The organism is Croceivirga sp. ABH4_376 (assembly GCF_056160685.1).
Genome location: NZ_JBSWXQ010000006.1, coordinates 22,534 through 46,208, shown reverse-complemented (window position 1 = coordinate 46,208; position 23,675 = coordinate 22,534). Strand labels below are relative to the sequence as shown.

The 23,675-nt window shown below is 37.3% G+C and carries 16 protein-coding genes; 3 read left to right on the top strand and 13 right to left on the bottom strand.

All coding sequences use genetic code 11. From position 1 onward, the window contains the following. Positions 1–8 precede the first annotated feature (8 nt). The 7 genes from ACXAGS_RS12950 to ACXAGS_RS12920 form a co-directional block, all read right to left on the bottom strand. Positions 9–1,937 (bottom strand): DNA/RNA non-specific endonuclease, encoded by a 1,929-nt coding sequence (locus ACXAGS_RS12950; protein ID WP_474907293.1) that lies wholly within the window; start codon positions 1,935–1,937, stop codon positions 9–11. A gap of 51 nt (positions 1,938–1,988) precedes the next feature. Beyond that, positions 1,989–3,734: a patatin-like phospholipase domain-containing protein gene (locus tag ACXAGS_RS12945; RefSeq protein WP_474907291.1), complete on the bottom strand. Its 1,746-nt coding sequence runs from the start codon at positions 3,732–3,734 to the stop codon at positions 1,989–1,991. A gap of 277 nt (positions 3,735–4,011) precedes the next feature. After that, complete coding sequence (locus ACXAGS_RS12940) at positions 4,012–5,598, bottom strand: purple acid phosphatase family protein (protein ID WP_474907290.1); 1,587 nt, start codon at positions 5,596–5,598, stop codon at positions 4,012–4,014. Position 5,599: 1 nt separating this feature from the next. After that, positions 5,600–6,967, bottom strand: a complete 1,368-nt coding sequence (gene pbfA, locus ACXAGS_RS12935) for a (R)-1-hydroxy-2-aminoethylphosphonate ammonia-lyase (RefSeq protein ID WP_474907289.1) — start codon at positions 6,965–6,967, stop codon at positions 5,600–5,602. Between the two features lie 4 nt (positions 6,968–6,971). After that, complete coding sequence (locus tag ACXAGS_RS12930) at positions 6,972–8,642, bottom strand: alkaline phosphatase family protein (protein WP_474907287.1); 1,671 nt, start codon at positions 8,640–8,642, stop codon at positions 6,972–6,974. Between the two features lie 95 nt (positions 8,643–8,737). Continuing rightward, complete coding sequence (locus tag ACXAGS_RS12925; RefSeq protein ID WP_474907286.1) at positions 8,738–10,180, bottom strand: SusD/RagB family nutrient-binding outer membrane lipoprotein; 1,443 nt, start codon at positions 10,178–10,180, stop codon at positions 8,738–8,740. Between the two features lie 18 nt (positions 10,181–10,198). Beyond that, positions 10,199–13,417, bottom strand: a complete 3,219-nt coding sequence (locus ACXAGS_RS12920; protein WP_474907284.1) for a SusC/RagA family TonB-linked outer membrane protein — start codon at positions 13,415–13,417, stop codon at positions 10,199–10,201. Between the two features lie 276 nt (positions 13,418–13,693). On the opposite strand from ACXAGS_RS12920, the gene ACXAGS_RS12915 reads away from it, so the two are divergent. Next, on the top strand, positions 13,694–14,260 hold the full coding sequence (locus ACXAGS_RS12915; RefSeq protein ID WP_474907283.1) for a helix-turn-helix domain-containing protein: 567 nt from the start codon (positions 13,694–13,696) through the stop codon (positions 14,258–14,260). Between the two features lies 1 nt (position 14,261). On the opposite strand, the gene ACXAGS_RS12910 is transcribed toward ACXAGS_RS12915, so the two are convergent. The 6 genes from ACXAGS_RS12910 to ACXAGS_RS12885 form a co-directional block, all read right to left on the bottom strand. Further along, positions 14,262–14,948, bottom strand: coding sequence for a phosphonatase-like hydrolase (locus ACXAGS_RS12910; protein ID WP_474907281.1), 687 nt, complete (start codon positions 14,946–14,948; stop codon positions 14,262–14,264). 5 nt (positions 14,949–14,953) lie between these two features. Next, positions 14,954–16,111, bottom strand: coding sequence for a TIGR03364 family FAD-dependent oxidoreductase (locus ACXAGS_RS12905; protein ID WP_474907280.1), 1,158 nt, complete (start codon positions 16,109–16,111; stop codon positions 14,954–14,956). After that, positions 16,095–17,393: a DUF5690 family protein gene (locus ACXAGS_RS12900; protein WP_474907278.1), complete on the bottom strand. Its 1,299-nt coding sequence runs from the start codon at positions 17,391–17,393 to the stop codon at positions 16,095–16,097. The genes ACXAGS_RS12905 and ACXAGS_RS12900 overlap by 17 nt, the downstream gene beginning before the upstream one ends. 761 nt (positions 17,394–18,154) lie before the next feature. Beyond that, positions 18,155–18,415 (bottom strand): hypothetical protein, encoded by a 261-nt coding sequence (locus ACXAGS_RS12895; protein ID WP_474907276.1) that lies wholly within the window; start codon positions 18,413–18,415, stop codon positions 18,155–18,157. Positions 18,416–18,618: 203 nt separating this feature from the next. Next, the gene (locus tag ACXAGS_RS12890; RefSeq protein ID WP_474907275.1) at positions 18,619–20,292 is read right to left on the bottom strand and encodes a GH39 family glycosyl hydrolase; all 1,674 of its coding nucleotides are present in this window, start codon (positions 20,290–20,292) and stop codon (positions 18,619–18,621) included. Positions 20,293–20,309: 17 nt separating this feature from the next. Then, positions 20,310–20,849, bottom strand: a complete 540-nt coding sequence (locus ACXAGS_RS12885; protein WP_474907273.1) for a helix-turn-helix domain-containing protein — start codon at positions 20,847–20,849, stop codon at positions 20,310–20,312. A gap of 515 nt (positions 20,850–21,364) precedes the next feature. Here ACXAGS_RS12885 and ACXAGS_RS12880 point away from each other — a divergent pair. Both ACXAGS_RS12880 and ACXAGS_RS12875 read left to right on the top strand, forming a co-directional pair. Continuing rightward, positions 21,365–22,051, top strand: a complete 687-nt coding sequence (locus ACXAGS_RS12880) for a phosphatase PAP2 family protein (protein WP_474907271.1) — start codon at positions 21,365–21,367, stop codon at positions 22,049–22,051. Further along, positions 22,044–23,648, top strand: a complete 1,605-nt coding sequence (locus tag ACXAGS_RS12875) for an ArnT family glycosyltransferase (RefSeq protein WP_474907269.1) — start codon at positions 22,044–22,046, stop codon at positions 23,646–23,648. Before ACXAGS_RS12880 ends, ACXAGS_RS12875 begins: the two co-directional genes overlap by 8 nt. The last annotated feature ends 27 nt before the right edge of the window (positions 23,649–23,675 follow it).

Here is a 23,675-nt window from a genome sequence, read left to right as displayed (position 1 = left end):
AAAACCTTTTAAATACTTATTTCATAACTTGAGAATAAGTCTGGCAAACTTTTTAAGGCTTTGGCATCTTGTTGTAAGCTGTTAGCCGCGTCTCCATTTAAAATAGCTTCACCAAATTGTATACCTGTTAACTTTTCAATAGTATGTATTGGTTGTCGCACTGATTTCACATCCAATTCATATGCTTTTTCAAAGTCTATAATTTCTACCCATTGAGATTGGTCTAAAATATAACCAGCACTTACCAAACTACCATTTATATCTAAAAAAGCAGCTATTTTAAAAAATTTCTTTGGAATCTGCACACCTCTATGTACCGTGTCCTCTTTTGAGAAAATTGGCCCGGAAAAAATAGACATACGTAAATTATGTTTAATAGCCCCTTCATCCAACAAATACGTTTCAATACCCTGCCAATGTCTAGAGTTTTGATTAAAATACTTGTATTGAGGCAAACAATTGGTCCAATGAAACGTATCATCATTGGCTAACCTAGCACTTTCCGTTGGCCCCCAAGTAGGTTCTGTTCTTCGTACCAAGTGCCCCCTATCAAAATAATTACTATTATACCTTGCTGGTTCATTGCCATAAAACCAATTACCTATCTGCAAACGCTCCGGAAGTCTTCCATCATACTCCCACTTATCGCCTCCAAATTCCTTTCTAGGGCGCTGGTTATGATTTTTTCCATCAATATTTACTGCGGAGACAAAAGCCATTCTACGGTTTTTACTCATCCATAAAGAATAGTTGTAATAAGTGAACTCTGCTTCTCCCGTATCGCTATTAAAAGAGGTAGACCCCCATAATTCTTGTGCCTTATCTAAATTTGGTTTGGGTAATTCCACCCCTAAAAACGAACTTTGATAGCCATTCCTTTTCTCATAATCCTTGTCAGCTCTTCTGTTCTCAATAAAGCTGTTAGGGCTATGAGCTATTTCTGAACCATATTGGGTAATATTATCAAAACTTATTGGCCCAAGGTTGTTAAGCCATTCTGTAATTAATGGGTATTCCTTTGCTGCATCTGATTCTTTTAAGGCTTTTATCAAGACGCTAACTCGAGTACCTTCATTAGCCATCCAAACGATGTCACTTTCTAGGATACGAAGATTCTCAATAGCCTCCCACGTCATGTATTGGCCATTTTTTAATTTGATAAGCTTTGAGTCGCCTTCTTTTGTTTCTGGAATACCTCTTCTATGTATGGCAACTACCTGCCATTTATCTGAAAAACATGGAGCACCAGAACTGCCGTTAGAAGTATCTGAGGCATAAACCAATACTTTCTGTTTTTTTTGAATTAACCTATTTTCCCTCAATGCAACCTGTTTTAATTCGCCATTTGGATGATGAATTATACTGATAAAATTATTTACCTCTATTTTGCCTTCTTCTGGGTCAAGACTTAAAAATCCATAATCGGCTAATGCTTTATTTGCTTGGCTAAAAGGATTAACGGCAATAATGGTAACATCTAAATCTACATCTGTCCAAAACGCTTTCTCTGGATCCAAAACAAAACGATGTTGATTTTTTGGAAACCCATCTGGTCCTAGTTCATGGTCAAATTCAACAAATGCCTTTTTAGCTACCTGCCTATTGGGCAAATTATGATTATTGGTAATTAGTAAGTTTTCTGAAACCATAAAGCCCGTACCCGTAAATGGACCTTTATAATCTCTTGAATATACCTTGCATACAGAACGGGAAACAATATAGCCCTTCTGCAGGTAATTAATATCTACCAAATCCCAGGTATTGATTTGCCTTTCGTTAAAGACTTTAGGCAATACCGTTTTATCAATTTGCTTTTTGGTGATAGTATCTATTGGCGCTGTGGCAATGAAATCTTTAATTAAACCTGTTTTATTGCGTAAACTTTTAATTTCTAGAATCTCTTTGGCATCTGGGATAAATATTTGTTGTTCTTTCATGACTTTATGGTGATGGTAATTTGATTGTGTTTATAGTAAACGATGGTCTTTTTACATTCCCCTTTTGGTAAAATCACATTCAATAGATTTTGTAGCCCAATTAGTGATTCTTTTAGATACAAAACTGATTACAAACCTCTTGGACAACCACCAAAACACACCAGACATTCGCTGGTCTAATTCAATTTTCAATATTTTTTTTACTCGTTTTCTTATTGGTTGCTTCAGCTTATTTAGTGCTACTCTGTCTAATCTAGGCATGTCTGGAATATCAAACTTGGTTGGATTAGGGTCGTCATTAGGATGTAATTTGCTAACATCTGGAATAATCGGCATGTAGATTTTATCATTATACTTTTTACCGAATTCATTAACAGCTTCCTCCGTAACTCCATGAAATAAATTATTCACATCATTGGGATCATATTCTAACATTAAAAAATGACGTAAATATTTTCTTGCATTATTTCTACCTAGGAAAAAATCGTGTTGTCTAAATTTAATATCTAAAAAACCACCAAAGCCACCTATGGCCCCTGTTGCTAATGGATATTCAAGAGGTTCCTTTATTTTTCCTAATTCATACTTCCTAGGAAAAGACATGACCTTATAAAGGTTCGTAGCAAACACATCACTCCGTTTAGTCCTTGCCTGATTTAGTATAGTAGGTATTAAACTACCAATAAGATTTAGAATACCTTCAATCCTATAATTTAAATTAGTGGCACTTGTAAAATTAGGAAAGGGGTCAATGAGCATGGTGCCGTATTTTGGATTTTTAGGGTCTACCTCTCCATGTAATTGCTTTAAACACCTTAGTACTTCATCAAACGGTTCGTTATTAATAGTACCACCATCTACTGCCGTGAAGGATGTAAATTCCTTTTGATTATGATTTAATTCCTTTTCCTCATTAAACACCTCATTAGTAGACTCAAGTCCATTTCTAAAGACTAGACTATTTTTAAGATATTTAATTGTAAAATCAGCATCAAAATAACGTGGAGCCAAACCGATTGGAAATGCTCCTGTTGCGATGGTTGTTTTTATAAGGAAATCCCGATTATAATCTAGTTGGTTATCTAACGGACTAAAAGGTAAAAATTTGTCTTTATCCTCTTCCTCTGCATAATCAGTTTTAAAATGAGCTATTACATCATGGTAATAAATATTATGCTCCGGATTCAGATTAAATAAATTAGATTTTATTTTACTTAAGTTAATTGATTCCTTTATCGGAGTAAGACTAGTAAGTGTAATTAATATTCTTAGACCTTTTGAAACATATTTTGGAAAATTTTCTAAGCTTGCATTTGCTGGTAATTGTTTAAATACCCGTTCTGCAATAGTGTCAATAGGTTTTGAGTTTAAGAGAGAAACTACAGAAGATTGATTTTCCAAATCATCTAGGTTAAGCATTTTTTCAAATGTAGTTTTACCGCCATCACTGCTTTTACTTTCTACTTTATCATCATCTAGAAATACCCAATTATCGTACAATAAATTACCAGTTTTTGTATTCACTGGTTCTTTTACCGGAACGTATTCTTTTTGATAAAAAGCGAGTGCAGTCATCATACTAACCATACCACCAGCGGATGCTCCGCCTATAGCATCTATACTAACCTGATGCATTGGAATAGCACCCCTATCCTTTTCTTCCCATGTTTTTGCTTCCTCCCAAGCATTCAAGGCTTCAATTAAATAATCTACAAAACCAGCAGTATATGCACCCGCAGACACAGCACCAGCCATAGATAAGCCTAAATGGAAAATTTTGTTGTTTTCGTTTGGCATTTCAACTATGTTAAATTAAAATTTAGCAACTACTCTAAAGAATAACTGCAAGTATTGAGGGAAGTTTAAAACTACTTTAATTCATTTCGGGGAATGCTTAAATTTATAAATAGCATTTAAAATTTCTTTGCAGAAAAACCACAATATTTTAAAGGTTTACCAAAACTAAACCTCTCTTTTACAATATATTAATACACCAATAGCACACACTACAAACCTTTTAAACATAACAACTTTAAACTTAAAAAGCACGCTAATAATAGCGTGCTTTTTTTGCTTATTTGGTTTTGAAGCTATTTGTAATAGACCATTTACTCCAATTTAAAAATTGGTCTCTATAGCGTACCCGCCAATAGTAGGTAGTATTAGGGTTTAATCTAGTGGACACTTCATCGGTTAAATCGTCATCTTTTTGCCTATTTTCTTTATAATACCAATTTTCAAACTGTTTCCAACTATCAAAAACTGGTTTATCAAAAGTACTATCCGTTGCAATTTGCCACTGGCTAGCCGCATGGAAAGTCCCTTTACGACCACCAGAAAAAGTCCCGGCTTTAAGGGTTACAAATAATGTATCTACTAAGGAATCTTTGGGAGAGATAGGGTCTGGAGTGTTTGGTTCTTTTTTAAAACGATATACCGTAACCCGGTCCGTTTCTTCGTTATCTTTAAGGCCATCTACGTTATTGCCCCTAGATATGCGCTTAAGGGTCATTTTAGGGTCGTTTTTATCAGGATCTATGGTAACCATGACAAATCCGTATTCGTCTTCCGTTTTGGTAAACTCCTCATAATCCCTTCCTTCAAATTCGCCCCAATTGTCTAGCGCACCGCCTGCAGAGGCCACGTTTACCCATAGATGGTCGTGCTCCTTACTTTGCCCCCTAGAATAACCATGGGTATGTCCAAAAAAATGTAGTGTTGGTTTCCCGGTTTTATCGGAAAATTGCTCCAATAGTTTTACCACCTTACCAGTAGAAGCTTCCTCTCCCGGTATCCATAGTTCTGATTTATGTGGATGGTGCAACTGCGCAAAAACAAAGTCTATATCGGCATTGTTTGCCGTTTCCTCCAATACCTTCTCTAGCCATTCAAATTGATATTTAGAATCGCGATAGCCTTCATTGGAATTTAAGCCAATAATACGAATGTTGCCATAATCTTTAAACCACCAATGCTCTGCATAGGCCGGGGTTCCGTTTTTTGGTAACTCAAAATACTTGAAATAGAAGACCGAGTTCTGCTCATGGTTACCCAACACAGGATATACGGGCACCTGTGAAAACAAATTAGCAGATTGTTTAAAAAAATGCTGGGTCCAATGATTGTAATTAGACCCTGTAGAAACCAAATCGCCCGGAATCATAACCAAGGCTAAATTATCCGGAACACTGCCATCAAATTCATTCTTAAGGTATTTAATTACCCCTTCATTCACTATTTCTTCAAACTTCTCTGGATACTGCCAATCGTATTGCATATCGCTCATGGCCACTAAATTGAACGGTTCTGCTTCTTCTGCAAATGGAGGCGTTTTAAATTGATAGATAGCCGATTTTAAGCCTGCTGTTTTAACGCGATAGTAATAGGTGGTAAAGCGTTTAAGGCCTTCCAATTTTACTTCGTGTATTCGTGTGGCCGAAAAATTAACGTCATAGGCTATACCCGTTGTCTTTTTACCTAATTTCTCGGTAGTTCCATATTCTACCACACTTTCTTCGCCAGAACTGGTTTCCCACATGATTTTAATAGAATTGGGTTCGGCATCTTGTAAATAGGGTTTAACCACAAAAGTGGGTTGCTGTGCCACTACACTGGTTACACAGGCTATGGCCCAAAGGGCCAATCTTACTTTTCTTTTCATTTTATGCTATGGTGTTGATTTTTAAAAATGCTTGGTTCAATATTTCTATGGCGCGTTCCAAATTGCACCTTGTAATGGTCAAGGCTGGGGATAGTTGTAAAACGTTGCCTTTAGATACTTTAAAACTAAGGCCGTTCTTTAGACATTCATACATAATTTCTTCCGCTTCTTGGCAGGCCTTTTCTTTGGTTTTACGGTCCTTGACCAACTCTATGCCCCACAATAAACCCTTGCCCCTGACATCGCCAATTAAAGAGAATCTTTTGTGTAGCTTGTGTAAGGCATTTTTCATGAAAACTGCATCTTCCTTTACTTTTTGAAGTAGTTGATCCTCTTCTATGATTTGTAATACGGACAAACCTGCAGCCGCCCCTAATGGACTTTTCTCGTGCGTATAGTGCCCTAATGAGATGTCGCCAAACCTGTTGTATTCATCCTTGGTAACTATTGCGGCCTGCGGAACTATGCCACCGCCAAGACCTTTGCCCAAACACAGAATGTCCGGAACTATACCGTAATGCTCAAAAGCATACATTTTTCCTGTTCTACCAAAAGCAATGGGAATCTCGTCCAAAATCAATAAAACCTTATGGGCACTACAAAGTTTTTTGGCCTCTTTCCAAAAGTGTCTAGATGGAAACTGTACATCTGTGTTACGCACGGTTTCTGCTAAAAAAGCCCCAATTTGATTGTCTTTCTGTAGTACGTACTCCAAATGCTCCAAAACCTTATCGGCATTGCCCTCAAAAAGTCCTCTGTAGGCTATTGGTGGTGGTATCCTAATAGCACCTGGCACAAGGGGTCCCAAATACTCTTGAAATATAGCCTCACCGCTTACACCAGCCACATCCATGGAGGCACCATGAAATGAATCCCAAAAGGTAATAACTTTATATTTTTGGGTTACCGCTCTTGCCAGTTTTAATGCAATACCAACTGCAGAGCTGCCGTTGGGCGTCATTAAAATACGGTCTAGACCACTGGGTAGACTACTTACTAATTTCTCGGCAAAGTTTATGGCCACCTCATTAGTAAAACGTCTAGTACTAAAGGTTAAGTACGCTAATTGTTCTTGAATATTTTGAATCAATTTTGGGTGGCCAAAGCCCAACTGGTGTACATTGTTACCATGAAAATCCAAATACTTTTTTCCTTCAATATTTTCGATATATGCGCCATAATTTTTACCTAAAACATCCATACAGGGTGTAGAAAGCGCTTGGTGCATAAAGTATTTGGAATCTTTTTCTAAAAGCTGCTTGGTTTTATCGCTCACAGCAGTTTGTAGCCAATCTGCCCTGCCCCGGGTTAAATTAACATCTCCCTCTACGGCCCTTTCAAAATTCGCTTCAACGTTTATCTTTAGCATAGGCCTATTCTTTAGTGCGATACAATTGATTGGCAGAAATAATTTGTTTGGGTAAGTTTTTACCGGCATATTTTACATCTAAATGATAGCCACCACCACCGTTAAAATAACCCACACTTATTTTATGTCTACCCGCATTTAGGTTTATTTTACCACTTCGTTCGCGTACGCCATGATCACCATCATTATCTACAACTTTACTATCATTAACCCAAAGGATACTCCCATCATCACTATTGGTAAAAAAGGTATACTCGCCTGCTTCCTCAATTGCTAAATAGGCTTCATAAAGCAAAGCTACCTGTTCTTCTTGCGCTTGTATACCCAAAACATTTTTATGGCTATACTCCAAGCAGTACCCGCTTGCATTTGGGGTTAGCGAGTTAAAATCGGGCATTTTTTCAATCCCTTCAACCATATAGGACTTAAACGCTACCGGCTCTTTTTTGCTTTTGGGAACTAATCTGAAATTTCCTTCGGACAGGGTACTCGCCAACATTTCACCTTCAAAAACACCCGCCTTTATTAAGGTAGTTTCTTTTACATAAAAAGTATCCTTGTAGACTATGCTATTTTTAATAGTAGGTTTACTGGCATCTAAAGTATATCTGATGGTTCCTTTGTTATTTGGGTTTTGCATAATTACCGCTACAGAATCTGCCTTGAAAGCACCACCTGCTGGTTCAAAATAACCAGCATCCGGTAGTATCTTTGGAGCAGAAATTACTTCTTTGCGTTTGTAACGCAATACAGGTTTTTCATTACCAATAAAAGCGCCCATTACAGGTCTGCCAATCCAAGATTGGGGTGTATTTAGATTGAAAGCGTAGGCAACGGTTGCTGCATTATCATATTGATACACTGTCTCTTCTATACTATATCCTTTCTTTATCCCGGCTCCCGAAAGAATAAAAGGGATGGTCATTTCTGCTGGACTTTCCCCACCATGACCAAACCCAAGACCACCATGGTCTGAAGCAATCAAGAATAAGGTTTTTTCTAAAATACCGGCAGAACGGGCAGCATTAACTATTTCGCCTATTAACGAATCTGCCTTTGTAATTGAAGCATAATAAGCCTTGGAACCATGCCCCTTGCTGTGGCCCGCATGATCTACGTGGTCTAAATGAACAAAAGTAAATGCTGGGGTATTATCGCGTATATAAGTTACTGCCTCTTGAGTAGTTTTATCTTCATGGTCCGCATCTATATCAAAATCCACATCGGTTTTTTCAAATAAGCGTCCAAAACCATCCCAATCATAAATTGCCCCTTGATGTGCATCGGGTTTTTGGTCTTTTAGCAAGGTAAAGATTGTTGGGAAGGTACCAGCCTCAGTAGCTACTATAGTTGGTAACCTATGGTCATATTTTTCCCAACCGTTAGAGGTTATTCCATGTTGTTCGGGTCCGGCACCCATAATCATGCTTGCCCAATTTGGACTGGAACTAGATGGTAAAACCGAACGTGCATTCATGGTTGCTGCACCATTATCAATTAAGGAATCTAAAACAGGAGTGGGCGCTTTTTCTATTCCGTCTGGGCTCATCCCGTCTACCCCAATTACTACCACATGGGCAATGCCCTCTCTTTTGGTTTCTTTATTGGTATTGCAGGATACAATTAGCGCAAACATAGCTAACACTGCGTAATTAATTTGGTTTGCTTTGGTCATTTTTATACGTATTTATAAGCTGTTTTTTTAAATGATAAAAGGGTTACCCTAGCTATTATGCCAGGATAACCTTTTACACTAACTGAACATTTTTGTTAATATCTGGAACCGCTTTCCCACCATCCTGGAGAATTAATGTTATCTCCACCAATAGCTTCTACCGCCGCCCCATAGTTTTGGGTGTTTAGGGTTTGTTCTGAAGATGGATATAAAAAACGTACCGGATACCTACCTTGGTTTAAGTTATCTGGCCCTGCTTCTAACGCTGGCAAACCGGTTCTTCTGTAATTGAACCATCCTTGGTAATCCACGTTCCACAGCGCAATAGTTTTTTGGGTTAGCAACAGTTCTAAAGAACCATCATACACAACAGTTGGTTCTGCCAAGTAAGCAGAAATGGCATCATCGCCAACACCCCAATATGCTAAACTAGCAGTTATACCTGCATTGTAATAAGACGCTGCATCGCCAGAGATGAACCCTCTTTCTGCCGCTTCTGCAAGAATAAACTGAACCTCGGAATTTTTCATGATATAGGCTTCGGCATCTGTTCTAGAAAAATAGAACAAGTTTACGTCTAACCTACTAGGACTATTGGCATCGTCATAAGCACGGGCATTATCCTGATTAAGCCCTACAGGAATCCCTACCCATTCGCCATCACTGTTTCTATCGAACCAAATTTCTAAACGCGGGTCATTAAAATTTTCAAAATATGCTAAACCCGTAGTACATAGACTTTTTTCATCAAAACCACCAATACGTCCGGTACTTTCTGGCCAAGAGTCCGTATTAGAAGTGCCACTATAAGTTAGTATGGCATTATCCGCATTGTTGTTTATAAAATTACCATCGTTAACAATGGCTTGCATTTGGGCAGATACATCTCTTTGTTTAGAGATACGCAATAAGTACCTTAATCTTAGGGAATTGGCCAACTTACGCCATTGGCTAGGGTTACCATCATAAATAACATCACCAGTAGAACCCGCAATTGCTTGGTTCTGGGCCAAAGCTACATCGGCAGCTGCTAAGTCTGCCAAAACACCATCATAAACGGTTTCTTGACTATCATATATAGGCCTAAAAACACCATCTGTATCACCAGACATAGCCTCTGTATAAGGTATGGCCCCATATAAATCTGTTAAATTGGCAAAACACAAAGCTCTTAACGTAAGGGCAATACCTTCATAAGTACTATTTTGGCTCCCTTCTTTCCTTGCTATTTCTAGAATATCATTTACCTCTGGTAAAATACCATAGTAGAAATTCCACATGCCTTGGTCTCCCCAATCAAACTGACCAAAACCCGGAAAGTTATTTTTAGCCATTAATTGGGTTAAGGTGTTACCATCACTATACCCTTCTTGGGTTAATGTTCTGGTAATTTCTGAAGTTACCGTAGAAGTAAGTAAGTTGGCACTTACCTGTTCTGGTGCGTTGGGGTTGGTATTTATGCTTTCAAAATCTTCCGTACAGGAAACAAGTACCGCTCCGGAAAACAAAAGTGCTGTAATAAATTTATAAGCTTTCATCTGTAAATTTCTTTCCAATTAGAATTCAACGTTTAAGTTTAGGCCCAAGCTACGAGTACTTGGTAAGGCCATATCCTCTACTCCGGGCACTATGGTGCCACCAGAAAAAGAAATGGATTCTGGATCTACATGATCGTTCTCTGTCCATAAGGCTAGGTTACGCCCTACAATAGAAATACTAGCGGCATTTACCGGTAAGGATTTTAATAGTTTTTTAGGGAAGTTATAACCTAATTTCACCTCTCTTAATTTAACATAGGTAGCATCAAACATTGAGCTTTCCTCATTACCACGGTTGTATACATGAGAGTAATAATTAGAAGCCGCTACGTTCTGGGTGTTGGGCGTATATACCGGATTGTCTGCAGTACCGGTATTGATAACGCCTTGTGCCACAATACCATTTTCCCTACCTGGCACCGTAAAATCTAACATACCTGTTGTACCACCAATGGCAACGGTCCTGGAATGGAACCTTCCTCCTTGTCTCCAATCAAAAAGAAAACTTAGATTAAGGTTTTTGTATTGGAAGTTGTTTTGTAGGCCAACCATAAAGTCTGGGTTGTAATTACCTAGATTTCTTAATTCATTGCTACGAATAGGTAGACCAGATGCCTCATCTATAATCCATTGCCCAAAGAATGGACTACTCTTATCCGTAACTTTTTCAAAGCCGGTACCATACAAATCGCCCATGCGCTCACCTACTTCCGCGCCAACAATTAGGTAATTACTTTTTATTTGATAAAAATCTAAATCTTCTGTTAGTTCTTTAATCTCACCCCGGTTAGTGGTAAAATTTATATTGGTATTCCAGCTAAAATTTTGTGTGCTTACAGGGGTTGCGTTTAAGGCAACCTCCAAACCTTTGTTCTGTACTTTACCCGCATTAATAATTCTAGACCCAAACCCAGAAGTATTAGAAACAGGCAACGAAATAATCTGGTTTTTGGTTTCGGACTGGTACACGGCCACATCTAAACCAAGACGATTGTTAAGGAACCGCAAATCTGCACCAACTTCTATAGAATTAGTACGCTCTGGTTTAAGGTCGGACAGTTTTAATTCCGAAGGGGAATACACTCTTGAAAATCCATTGAAAGCTGTACCAAAACCATAGGTTGCGGCCAAATTGTAAGGATCGGTATCATTACCCACACTTGCCCAACCACCTCTAAGCTTTGCAAAGCTTATGGCTTCTGGCATTTGAAACATATCTGAAAGGATAAAAGACAACCCTACGGATGGATAAAAATAACTGTTATTACCCTTTGGTAATGTAGAAGACCAATCGTTACGTGCCGTTACATCTAAGAATGCATAATCTTTATAAGCCAAATTAGAGAAGGCGTACAAGCTGTTTACATTAAACTCACTATCATAATCTGAAGAGGTCAATGGTTCTGCAGCGTTGCCAAAATTATAGATACCCGGAACACTTAAAGAACGTGCACTTATACGTTGATATCTATTTTTAGCCGAACGGTGATTGCCGCCAAAAGAAACTCCAAAATCGAAATCTGAATTAAGCTCCGTATTATACGCCAATAAAAAATCTGTATTTTGTTCAAAAGCGTACACATAATCTTCTCTATACATACCGTTTGGAAAACGTTGTGTGGAATAGGCTCTTTTACGAGTGTCCGTTTCGTTAGAATAATCAAAACCGGTACGTAACATAAAATCCAACCCTTTTGCCACTTTAATATCTGCACGCATGTTGGTTATTAACCTATCCTTATTAAACGCATTAGTATTTTCATGAACCGTGAAATAAGGGTTGTCATGATAGTTATAATTGTAATTGTATTGTTGTACGCCCTCTAGACCCGGTTGCCAGTAATCTTTTAAACTATTCATGTTAATATGCCTACCGAACCAAATCCACAAATACATAATGTTTTCCGTTCCATAGGAGTTGTTGGGCCTATTATCCGAGCTACTATTTACATAGTTCATAGAACCGGTAACCTTTAACCAATCTGTAAGGTTGTAAGTACCATTTACGGCATAGCTTCTTCTCTTAAAATCAGAATTAGGAATAATACTTTCGCTTTGCAAATCTGTAAAGGATACACGGAAGTTACCATCTTCATTAGCACCTGTTAAGGCTATATTATTGCTCATGGTAAAACCTGTTCTAAAAAAATCTTCGATATTTCCAGGTTGTGGTAAGAATGGGGTTGCTATAATTTCGTCTGCAAATGTACCATCTGCGTTTCTTGGTCTTACATGCACATCACCAGCGCGCAAACCACTTGTGGTGGGGCTATCGTGTTGTGGTAATAATTGGCCATCCATAGCTGGACCCCAACTTTCGTCTACATGATCATTAATACCACCGGTTAAAGAACGGTTTTGACCACCATCATTAAAAGCGAACTGAAAATTAGAACCTTGCCCGTATCTGTCTTGATATTTAGGCATGGTCAAAATATCTTCAAAAGTGGTATTATTGGTAAAAGAAATGCCGATACCCTTTGTTCCTTTACCCGATTTTGTGGTAATCAAGACCACTCCATTTGCACCCCTAGAACCATATAGAGCCGTTGCGTTTGGACCTTTTAATACGGTCATGGTTTCCACATCATCCGGGTTAATGTCCATGGCGCCATTACCATAGTCTACCTCCATATTACCATCTCCACCCCTACTACTCACATTGTTATTTATAGGAATACCATCCACCACAAATAATGGTGAGTTCGCATTAGGACTAGGATTTAAAGAGTTTTCTCCTCTAATGATGATTTGTGAAGAACCTCCAACACCAGAGTTACCACCGGTCACTTGTACCCCAGCCATTTTACCTGCCAAAGAATTTACTACGTTGGTCTCTTTTGCCTGTGCAATTTCTTCTCCAGACACCTTTTGGACCGCATAGGCCAGTTTCTTTGTTTCCCTCTTAATACCAAGAGCGGTAACCACAACCTCATCAAGCGCCTGGGAGTTTGGTTGTAATTGTACATTTACATTGGTTTTACCCGTAATGTCCACTTCTAAATCTAAGTACCCTAAAAAGGAAACCATAAGAGCAGTTGTACCCTCAGGGACACCAATCTGAAAATTTCCATCAAAATCGGTAACTACACCTGTACCACCTCCTACAACCATAACGGTTGCACCGGGTAATGGCACGTTGTTTTCATCTACGACCGTACCCGTTATTTGGGTTTGGGCCCATCCCACAATACTACACCAAAAGAGAAGCATTGTAACGAATAGTGTTCTTTTCATTTTTTGAATATTTGTAAATATTGGTTAATTATTTATCAACAAATATCCTTCAAGATTATTAAGGCATGCTTCAAATAGAATTAATAAAAAGCAAGGATAAGGTTAAAAGAAAGCCACTAATGTTAGCTAAACATTATTTACTCATATGCAACTTTTACCCATCCCTTTTAGCATAAACCTTTTGAAAGGCAACAGTTAGTAATACCTAAAAGAATTAGTATTTTTAAGACTTTTACAAATAGTTATAAATATTAAACTTTTTAACACTACCCAAAAATGGAGGACTACCTAATTGGAATTGGCAAACGCATAAAAGAAATACGTAAGAACAATAAAAAGACCATAAATGATATTGCGTCTACCGCGGGCGTTACCGCCGGGTTAATTTCTAGGATAGAAAATGGACGTACCATACCTTCTTTACCTGTGTTTTTAAAAATAGTTGATGCTTTGGAAACCGAATTACCCGTTTTTTTTGATGGCATACCTAAGGGAACCGGACAAACATTTTTGGTTGCCAGAAAAAACGAATACACTGTTATAGAAAAAGAAGATGAAGCGGTTGGCTTTACCTATAACTATATGTTTAGTAAACAATTAAATTCTGTAGGCTTTGAGAGTGTACTGTTAGAAGTTCAGCCTAATTCTAAAAGGGAAAAAGTAGTTACGGATGCATTTGAATTTAAATATATCCTTTCTGGGTCTTGTTATTATGAAATTGGAGACCAAGAAGTACTTTTAAATGAGGGCGATTCTATTTTTTTTGATGGACGAATTCCCCATGTTCCTAAGAACCGGGGAACAATCGCCTCTAAAATGTTGGTAGTTTACTTTTTTATTTAGTTCAATTATCAAAAAGAATTTTATCCAACTCTGGTAAGGAGTTAAGAATATAATCTGGATTAGCTTCTTCTAATTGTAATCTTGTTTGTGCTCCAGAAAGTACACCTACCGTAATACCACATTGTGCGTTCTTGCCTTCTTCAATATCTATTGCAGAATCACCCGCTTTTAAAACTTCCTCCGCATCTGTGATATTGCAAATTTCCATGGCCTTATAAATCATATCTGGCGCAGGCCTACCATGCTCAGCATCGTCTGCGGTAACCAAACCATCAATGGTTTCCCCAATAATCCAATTTAATTTAGACAATAAGGTTGTTGCCGTTTTTTTGTCATAACCCGTATTTAAAACAACTTGGATTTCATTATTTTTTAAGTTTTGAAATAACTGCTCCATTCCTGGATAAGTTGTAACAGCTAATCTTTCATAGGCTTCTTTCAATTCCATTTTAAAGGTTGCAAATAAATCGTCTGCTACACCGTCAACATTCTCTACAGTAGTAAATCTTCTTAAAATATCTGCAATTGCTGTTCTTTTTTCTTTACCCGCCCCATATGTAAGTACGTCTTCTAATTTTATAGAAAAACCTGAATTGTTTAGCACCTTTGCCAATGTTTTGTAAACCACGTTTCCTTCATCTACGGTGGTTCCGGCCATATCAAAAACAGCAAGTTTAATGTTGCCCATAATTTTTATAAGTTGAAAAGTTTTGTAATATTCTTTTTTGCATAACCTGCGCTCCCTGTCATTCCTTTACCGCCAATACCCGTTATCACATGTATATTAGGTTCTATTTCTTGGTTAAAAATATCACTGTTCTTACACTGGGCATACATTCCGTACCACCTATTCTGAATGGTATAATTGGGTAACTTAAATATTTTTTTGGCTTCTGTAAGCATAAAGTTGTCTATGTCCATATTTAAATCGAAACCTAACTGATCTATGTTTTTTGCATCTGCATATTCATGGGAATCTCCTAAAATCATAGAGCCATCCATAGCTTGTTTAAATAAAATATGAACTCCCCATTTTTTTTGTAAACTGTTTGCATCTTCTTTACTTTTTACCGCAGCATAAGACGGACACTCTGTAAAAGCTTCGTACCTGCGTATAGACCAACCCGTGAGAATGCTACCTTTTAAACTGTAGTTTTCTTGTGGCTTGGTTTGCATCATTTGTAATTTAGACACCTCCAAATCACTCAATTCAAAATGATTAGGATATAAAATCTTAAATTCGGAACCGTTACAAATAACAATCTTTTTTGACTCCAAAACCTCCCCTTTAGTACTGTGTATGCGCACAGTGTCCATTACAGACTCGCAAGTATTGGCCGTCCATTGGGTAAATAGGTGCAAATTTTTATGATTTACCAAATAAGACTGTAATTGATGAATCATTATCCTTGGCTCTACAGTAACTTCTTCTGGAAAAAAAAGGCCTGCTTTTACATAATCTTGGTTTAATCCGGGATAATTAGCCAAGCATTCTTGCTTAGTTAGCATTCTTGAACTGTAAGAATTGGTATTGTTTATTGCCCTTAACTCTACCAACAATTGCTCTTCTTCCTCATTTGACGCCAGATAAACCGACCCATTTTGGCGCACACTAATATTAAATTGTGATTGAATTTCCTTGTAAATTCTTAAACTTTCCCTACCAAACTTTTGCCATTTGGCATTCATACCAGATGGTACTACTTGCCCAAAATTCTGCGTAGTTGCTCCCCTAGGTTTTTGGTCTTTTTCTACCAAAGCCACTTTTAAACCTGCTTGCAAGGCGTGATAAGCGTGAAATGTTCCTAAAACACCTCCGCCAATCACGATTAAATCATATTTCATTTCCATAAATGGCTTTACTATTTAATCCTATTTTATTGTATCTAGATTTAAAATCTAAGTAAGAAATGATGGTGATTAGGATACCCACAGTGGTTATTGCGTAAGCACCATACACAAAGAAGTTTAACCAAGACAAACTACCTTGTCCAAAATTCTTATATAACAAAACCCCAACACTACCTAAATATCCAAACGTATCTGCTATATAAATTAAAAAACCGGAATTACCTTTTATTCGAAATGCGGCTATAAATCGGTCAAAAAACAAGCAGTTAAACGGTACGTAACAACTGTACAAACCAAAACCCGTAATTACCATCCATAGAAAAGGATTAAGTAATCCATATTGAAAGAACACCGTAGATATTCCAATTACACCTACCCCTAGCAGTAGTAGAAAGTGATAGGCCAATAATGCTTTAAAATTATTTTTGATAAAGAACACCGTTGCAACCAATGCTAGCACTACAACTGCTATAACCACCTCAGAAGTTGCATATACACTAGCATCTCCCTCATAGCCTATACTATCCCATAATTCTCTAGCAAAATTGTCTCTAAAATCTCTAAACGCCGTTAAAAAGGTATAGAACAGAACCAAAATAGCTAAGGGAAACCAAAAAACACTAATTACCTTTTTACGGTCTGCTTTTGTCATAGGTTTACGGGCTACCTTATCTATTTTATCTAGCTTGTTGGGTTCTGGAATTTTGTTGAGCCAGTAAGCACAGGCTATTAATGGAAGGTAAAAAATAGCCCCAGTAACAAATGGCATCCAAAACGGGGACACCCCAAATTGGTTTATTGTTACCAAGCCAACAGATTTTACCATTCCACTAGAGACTATAAAGGAGGAACATAAAACCACCCCAAGAATATCTGTATATCGCCTACCCTCCAAATAGGAAAAAACAATACCCCAAATCATTCCAAGGGGTATGCCGTTCAAAAACATGAATAAAATGTTATAGGGTGAGGGTACTAACGCAAAAAATAATAAGGCAAATTCTGCCAAACTTATTAAACCTATTAAATAGACCAGTCTACGTTTGGGCTTAAGCTCTGAAATAAATTTAATACCCAGATATTTAGAAAGGGCGTAACCTAAAACCTGCGAGATTACCAGCCAAATCTTGTAATCTATACCTGCAAATGTTAGACCTTCAAAGGAGGCTACAGCAAAAGGTTTCCTAAAAGCGTACATGCAGAAATAGGTGCCAAAAGCAGCTAAAGAGGCATGGCCTACCACTATTACATCTTTAAACTTTTTACTTTTAAAACCCTTCAAGTTTACTAATATTAAATATATGAGGCAAAAAAAGACAATAATATGATTATAAGTAAACTTCTATAAGTTAATATTTGGTTAGGAAATTGGAACGTTATTTTGAAAAAAGGCAATTTTAGAAAATTAGCAACTAAGAACACTGCCTAAGTTATTTTTTAATAACAACAATTATTAAGATAATTTTAGCTAGTATTGCCTTTAAATATTTATTAATAATCAGTGTATACGAATACGCATACGTTTTTTGTTAAAACAAGCTAAAAAGAGGCGGAAAAAGGTAAAATCTTTGAACTCATAACCCGAAGGTCGCTGGTTCGAGTCCAGTCCCCGCTACTAAGGCTAAGGCCAGTAAAATCAACGGTTCGTCCAAAACGAGCCGTTTTTTTATGCCTGAAATTTCCGTATTTTTAGCTGCCGTACACGATTTCGTACACGATTCCACAATGAAGAAAGACTTTAGTCAACCAAAATATTTACCGGTGGCGTAGATTTTTCTCATTGGGCAAATCTATCCTTGGAAGACAAATCCTCCGCTCTAAAAAAGGAATGGTATGTCTACTAGTCGTTTAAAAATCTTTTATTTGAACTTTCAACGGTTCGGCTATGCGTAGTGTTTTTTGTGTTGCGCCTGCGGCAAAAAACATTACGTATGAGCCATTGTTGTGCGGTCGTACTTCCTTTCTAGTCGTCTTTCAGCGCTGGCGTGAAAGCTCTTTGCAACCGCAGGAACGAGTATTGCAAGTTGCTTGAACTTGCGTTGGCTATTGTAATTCATATTCCCTAAATTCAGTTAGAATTTCGTTTAAACTCTCATCTCCTTTATATTTTGCCAAAATCAATTTTTCGTCTTTCGTGATGAAGGTTTTGCCATTTATTTTTCTAAAGTTCTTTTCGACAAAGTTTTCAAAATCTTCTTTCTCATCTCCATAAAATTCAAATTCGGATTTCTTATTAGAAAAGAATTCAATAAAGTTGGTTTTAAACTTATCTTTCGTTTCCCTTCTAAATTTTTCGATGGTCATATTTCCGAACTGAGAATATGCTTTTAAAACATATAGAAAATTAATTTTATATTGATGTACAAAGAGAGTATCTCTGTCAAACAAACGGTCGACAAAATGGAACGATTTTACAATTTCGTCATTTTCATCAAGCTTACTTGTTTAAATCGCATGCAATTTTCAGGCACATACAAATGTCAGCGTCAGCAAAGTATTTCTGCATTTTAATAGGTAATCTGTAAAAATGAAACGGCCTGGCGTGGAAGATCAATTGTAATATTCGCCTTGCCATTACTGAACTTTACCTTTCTGGCTTTTTCAACTAATGCAAGTTCGCTGGCTTTTTCTAGCGCTTTAATCTGTTCAGGCGTTGGTTGTTGGGGCGATCCCATTTCTTTCCAGACTTCGTATGCGTTACTGTGGTCTGCATCAATTCGATAGTGCTCCAAGGTTGCTTTCTTAACGTTTAATCCCTTAATGGTTAACTCTATAGTGGCACTGGATTCCTGGATGTCCACATCATGGTAATTCCATAATAACACTGTTGTTTTTTCTTTATCAGTGGCAGCAAAAGCCGCAACATCTGTTTGTCTACCGCGCACGCTATTGCTTTGGATCGATTCATGCGTATAAGCCAGCTCACCGCTTACTTTTACCCTTTCTCCTGACATCATTCCTAACATTTGGAATACATTCAGCACTGGCTTGTTAATTCCATTGGTCGAAAGACTCCTAAAACCATAAAACCAAGGTTGGTTCTCAAATTCAAATGACCAGTTTACAGCTCCAATTAGATTAACGTTGTATTGTTCTGCAAAATCAAGTATACGTGGAATTGAAGCTGCTGTATAGCTGGAATACATGGTGCCGTTTCGGTATGCATTTTCAGGGTTGGTTTTCATTCCGCATGCAGCACAGCCTTCCGGGTCAGACTCTCCGATGATAACAGGGATGTTTTTCATCTCGGGGAATGATGATATTACAGCAAAATTGTTTTTTACATTACTCAATTGACTAGCCATTTTCATTACAACTTTTCCGTCCTTAACTTGTGGCCAGCCTTTGGCATGAAAAGCTATAAAGTCAAGCTGTGTGCCCTTTTCTCCGGTAGCAGCATTGGTGCCATTTATGCAATGATTGATAAATCCACGGACAAACTCGTGTCCGCCTCCGGTAGTATGTGGGCCACCTATCTTTGCTGTTGGCAATGCTTTTAATACGGCATCTGCACCGTAGTCATACATCTTACAGTATGTTTTAAGTCGGTTTTCGGCTTGGAGATAGCCAGCATCAGGTTCATTCCATACTTGCCAGTACCAGGTTTCAACCTCGTCGCGTCCGTATCTTTCTATACAGTGTTTAACCCACTGATATATCAGTTCGTGCCATTTGTCGTAGTTGTTGGGAGGATATGCCCAGCCCGTTAATATTTTATGATATGGAACTCCAGGTTCCCATTCGTGCTGGTAGGGTTCTGGATTTGTAGATAAGGCTTTGGGCATAAATCCTATTTGAACTAATGGCCTCATTTTTAAATCCACATAGGTGTCAAATATACTATCAACAATATTCCAATAATATATCGGGTTGCCGTTTTCGTCTTCGGTATACATATTAGTAGAGCCCCATTTAAGAGCGGGTGTTCCATCACCTGTAGTCATCAAGTTGTGCGCCCTGACGTATACCGGCACCGGGCTTATTTCGGCCAGGTTAGCCAAAAGCTTTTTGCCATTTTGCATGTACGTATAGTTGGGTTCGTCATAACCGTACCAAGCCCAGATATGTTTGAGTGGGCCTTGCAGTTCCGTTATATCAACTTCCAGATTAACAGGTTTTTGTTGAGCATATATTTGGGTAAAGAATGTTATAAGAAGAGAGAATAAACTAATTTTCATCATAATTGAGGTTGTAGTGATTATACAAATATGTTTAGATAATGAACGGTGTCTGTAATTGGCATAATGCCGTGTTCTTCAATTGCATTAAAATAGATACTGTCGCCTTCTTGAAGCTTGTATTCAATGTTTCCAACACGAAGGGTCATAGCTCCTTTTACAATGTACATGTATTCTTCGCCCTCGTGAGAAAGCCGGTGTTCAATAACTTCCCCTTTCTTTGCCTCAAACAGAAAAGGCTGCATTTTTTTTGAAGGTATTTCAGATGCAAAAGGAAAGATGCTATAGCCTTTTTCAGTTTTAGTGAAGTTCTTCATAGCCTTTTCCAACGACACCTTTACTGAACTGACAGAATCATTCTCTTCCATTAATACCGAAACATTAGTTCCCAAAGCTTTGGCAATTTTTACTAAGGTGGCAACAGAAGGTATTGCTGAGTTGGTCTCAATTTTTGATACCATACTCTTCGAAAGTCCGCATGAATCGGCGATTTCTTGTAGGCTTCGTTTTTGGCCTTGTCTTAGTATTCGTATGCGACTTCCAATTTTAAGTGATTTCAACTTCAATCATGTTTAATATAATTCAACACTGTTGAATTCAAATATATGAATTTTTAGTAACTTCCAAAGAAGGGCATATGTTACAATTGTCTTGTAGTGGGTTGAAATAGGGCAAGCTCTTTTGGTTTTTCAGCGTTGGAATTTAGCGTTGGAAAAAACCAAATGTGCTTGACCGAGCGTTGGCTTTCTTTGTATGCCGCACAACAACTGAATATCCTTCATTTGATGGATATATACTATAATTTGTGGATATCTGTAATAACGGATATATCTTTTGTATAAAAGTACTAAACCTGAGACGGGTAGATAATCCTTTACTTGAACCATTCTTTTTAATCTATTAAAAGTCCTTTCCTAAACAGGCTAAATTTTCAATTTGATAAGATTGATTTAAATCAGCTAAAACAATTATAGAATTTATTTACAATCCCTAAAGAAATTGGTAAAGAATAGATAATTGGTACTTAACCATTTGCCCTGTTATAGTGAATAATTTTGGAATAAAACCATCTTATATGAAGATAGTATATAAGCGACTTCTACCCTTTCTTCTGTTTCTCGCCATTTTTTCTCCCTTCTTATTTTTCCCAAAAGGAACCATAGTGTTATCCGTTAATGCTGTAAGAACCCCTTTTTGGGATTTGTTCTTCAGTAAGGCCAGCGCATTAGGAAATGCTTTAATGGTTGTTTTTGCGGCACTTTTGGTTTTAAAATTCAAATTTAAATGGCTAGCCATATTCCTTCTAGCTTTTGTGGTTCAAATCATCTTGGTTTTACTATTCAAAAAGGGCATTTATGCCGGTGAATTAAGGCCTTATCTTTACTTCAGAAATGCAGGCCTTGGAGAATTCATAAACCTGGTGGATGGGGTAAAAATCAGATACGTTAATACGTTTCCTTCCGGACACACTGCAACTATTTTTTACTTAACCTCTTTTTTCGCTTTGCTATCAAGAAACAGTACTGCCAGCTGGGTATTGGTATTTTTGGGGACTATAGTTGGGTTCTCCAGAATTTATCTTGTTCAACATTTTTTTATTGATGTATATTTTGGAATGTTTTTCGGGATGCTTTCAACCATAGTGGCATATTTAATAGTTCGTAAGTACCCAAGAAAATGGCATTCCCTTCAAATCAATATCAATTTATCCAGGGCACAGAAAAGAACTCAAGACGCTATTAACCAGTTTTTTAATGGATAATACTCAATTATACCGTTTGGTTAAGGGTTTCATCTATAAGTACGATTATGGCATTCTAAGTATTTTAAGTCTCTTGGTTTGCACATCGTTTATTGCCTCCTACCCCATCTACATTTTGGACGAAGCTAGAAATAGTGAGGCCGCTAGAGAGATGTTGGTTTTCAATAATTTTTTGATTCCTTACTTCAACGGAGAATTACGGACCGATAAACCGCCCTTACATTATTTCTTTATGGTCCTAGGCTATAAATTATTCGGTTTTAATGCGTTTGGAGCTCGTTTTTTTTCAGGCTTTTTTGGCACATTAACCTTATTGGTTACCTATTGGTTTATTAAAAAGTATACAGATTTTTTTAATGCATGGGTAACGGTACTAATTTTAATGGCTTCTATTTTTTTTATCAATGAGTTTCATTTGGCCGTACCCGATCCTTATCTAATCTTCTTTGTTACAATTTCGTATGTTGGTTTTTACGCTTTCTACAAGTCCCGTAAATGGGGGTGGTTCTTGGCCATGTATGGTGGTATTGGTTTAGGTGTATTGACAAAGGGGCCCATTGCCATTGTTTTACCAAGCTTAATCGTACCTATATTTTTATTAATTAAAAAGGATTTTAATTGGAAAACGCTGCTACGATTAAAACCTGTTTTTGGAATGTTATTAATTTTATTAATAGCTGCGCCATGGTTTTATGGAGTACATATAGCAACTGATGGAGATTGGACAAGAGGCTTCTTTCTAGAGCATAACATTTCTAGGTTCAGTTCTGAAAAAGAAGGTCATGGAGGACTTTTTTTAGTCACGATTATGTACGTTTTGCTGGGTATGCTACCATTTTCGATATTTGGTATCCAATCTTTTGCACACGCTTGGAAGAACAGAATAAGTAATGACATGGTACTATTGGCCCTGGTGGTTTGCAGTACCACCATACTATTCTTTAGTATATCTAAAACAAAACTCCCAAACTACCCTATGGTATGCTATCCTTTTTTGGGTTTTATAATAGCCAACTATTTTCAAAAAGTATATTGGAAAAAAACTAGTAAGAAGTGGGTATACTGGAGTTTATCTATTTTGATTATTGTATCCATACTTCTTGCCGCAGGGGGATATTTGGCACTCACAATCGAAAAACAATTCTACGAAATAAGATTTTTGAGCTTGTTCTTATTAATTCTGGCGGCAGCTTCAATCTTAGGCCTATATTTTTACCAAAAGGAAAAACTAAGAATTTCCTTTTTAGTAATTACAGGAGGTTGGATGTTTATGGGACTTTTACTTTTTGGTTACATATATCCGAGATTAACAGAGAAAAGTCCGGTTAATATGGCCCTTGAACATATTAACGTAAATGACAATATTATTGTATTTAAACGTTTTGATAGTGCTTTTCCAGTAAATTTTAAACGTACTTTTTCCGTATTTCAATCCATTGAAGCTATTGTAAAATACGCCGAAGAAAATCCGCAAACTTATATTCTAACAAATACTCGAAATAAAAACGATCTAAAACTTCTAGAGGGTTTTGAATTAATTATGGAACAAAAAGCACTTTTCGAGAACCATACTACCAGAATATACTTGGCGAACTAAAACTATTAATGTTAAACCTAAGGGTCT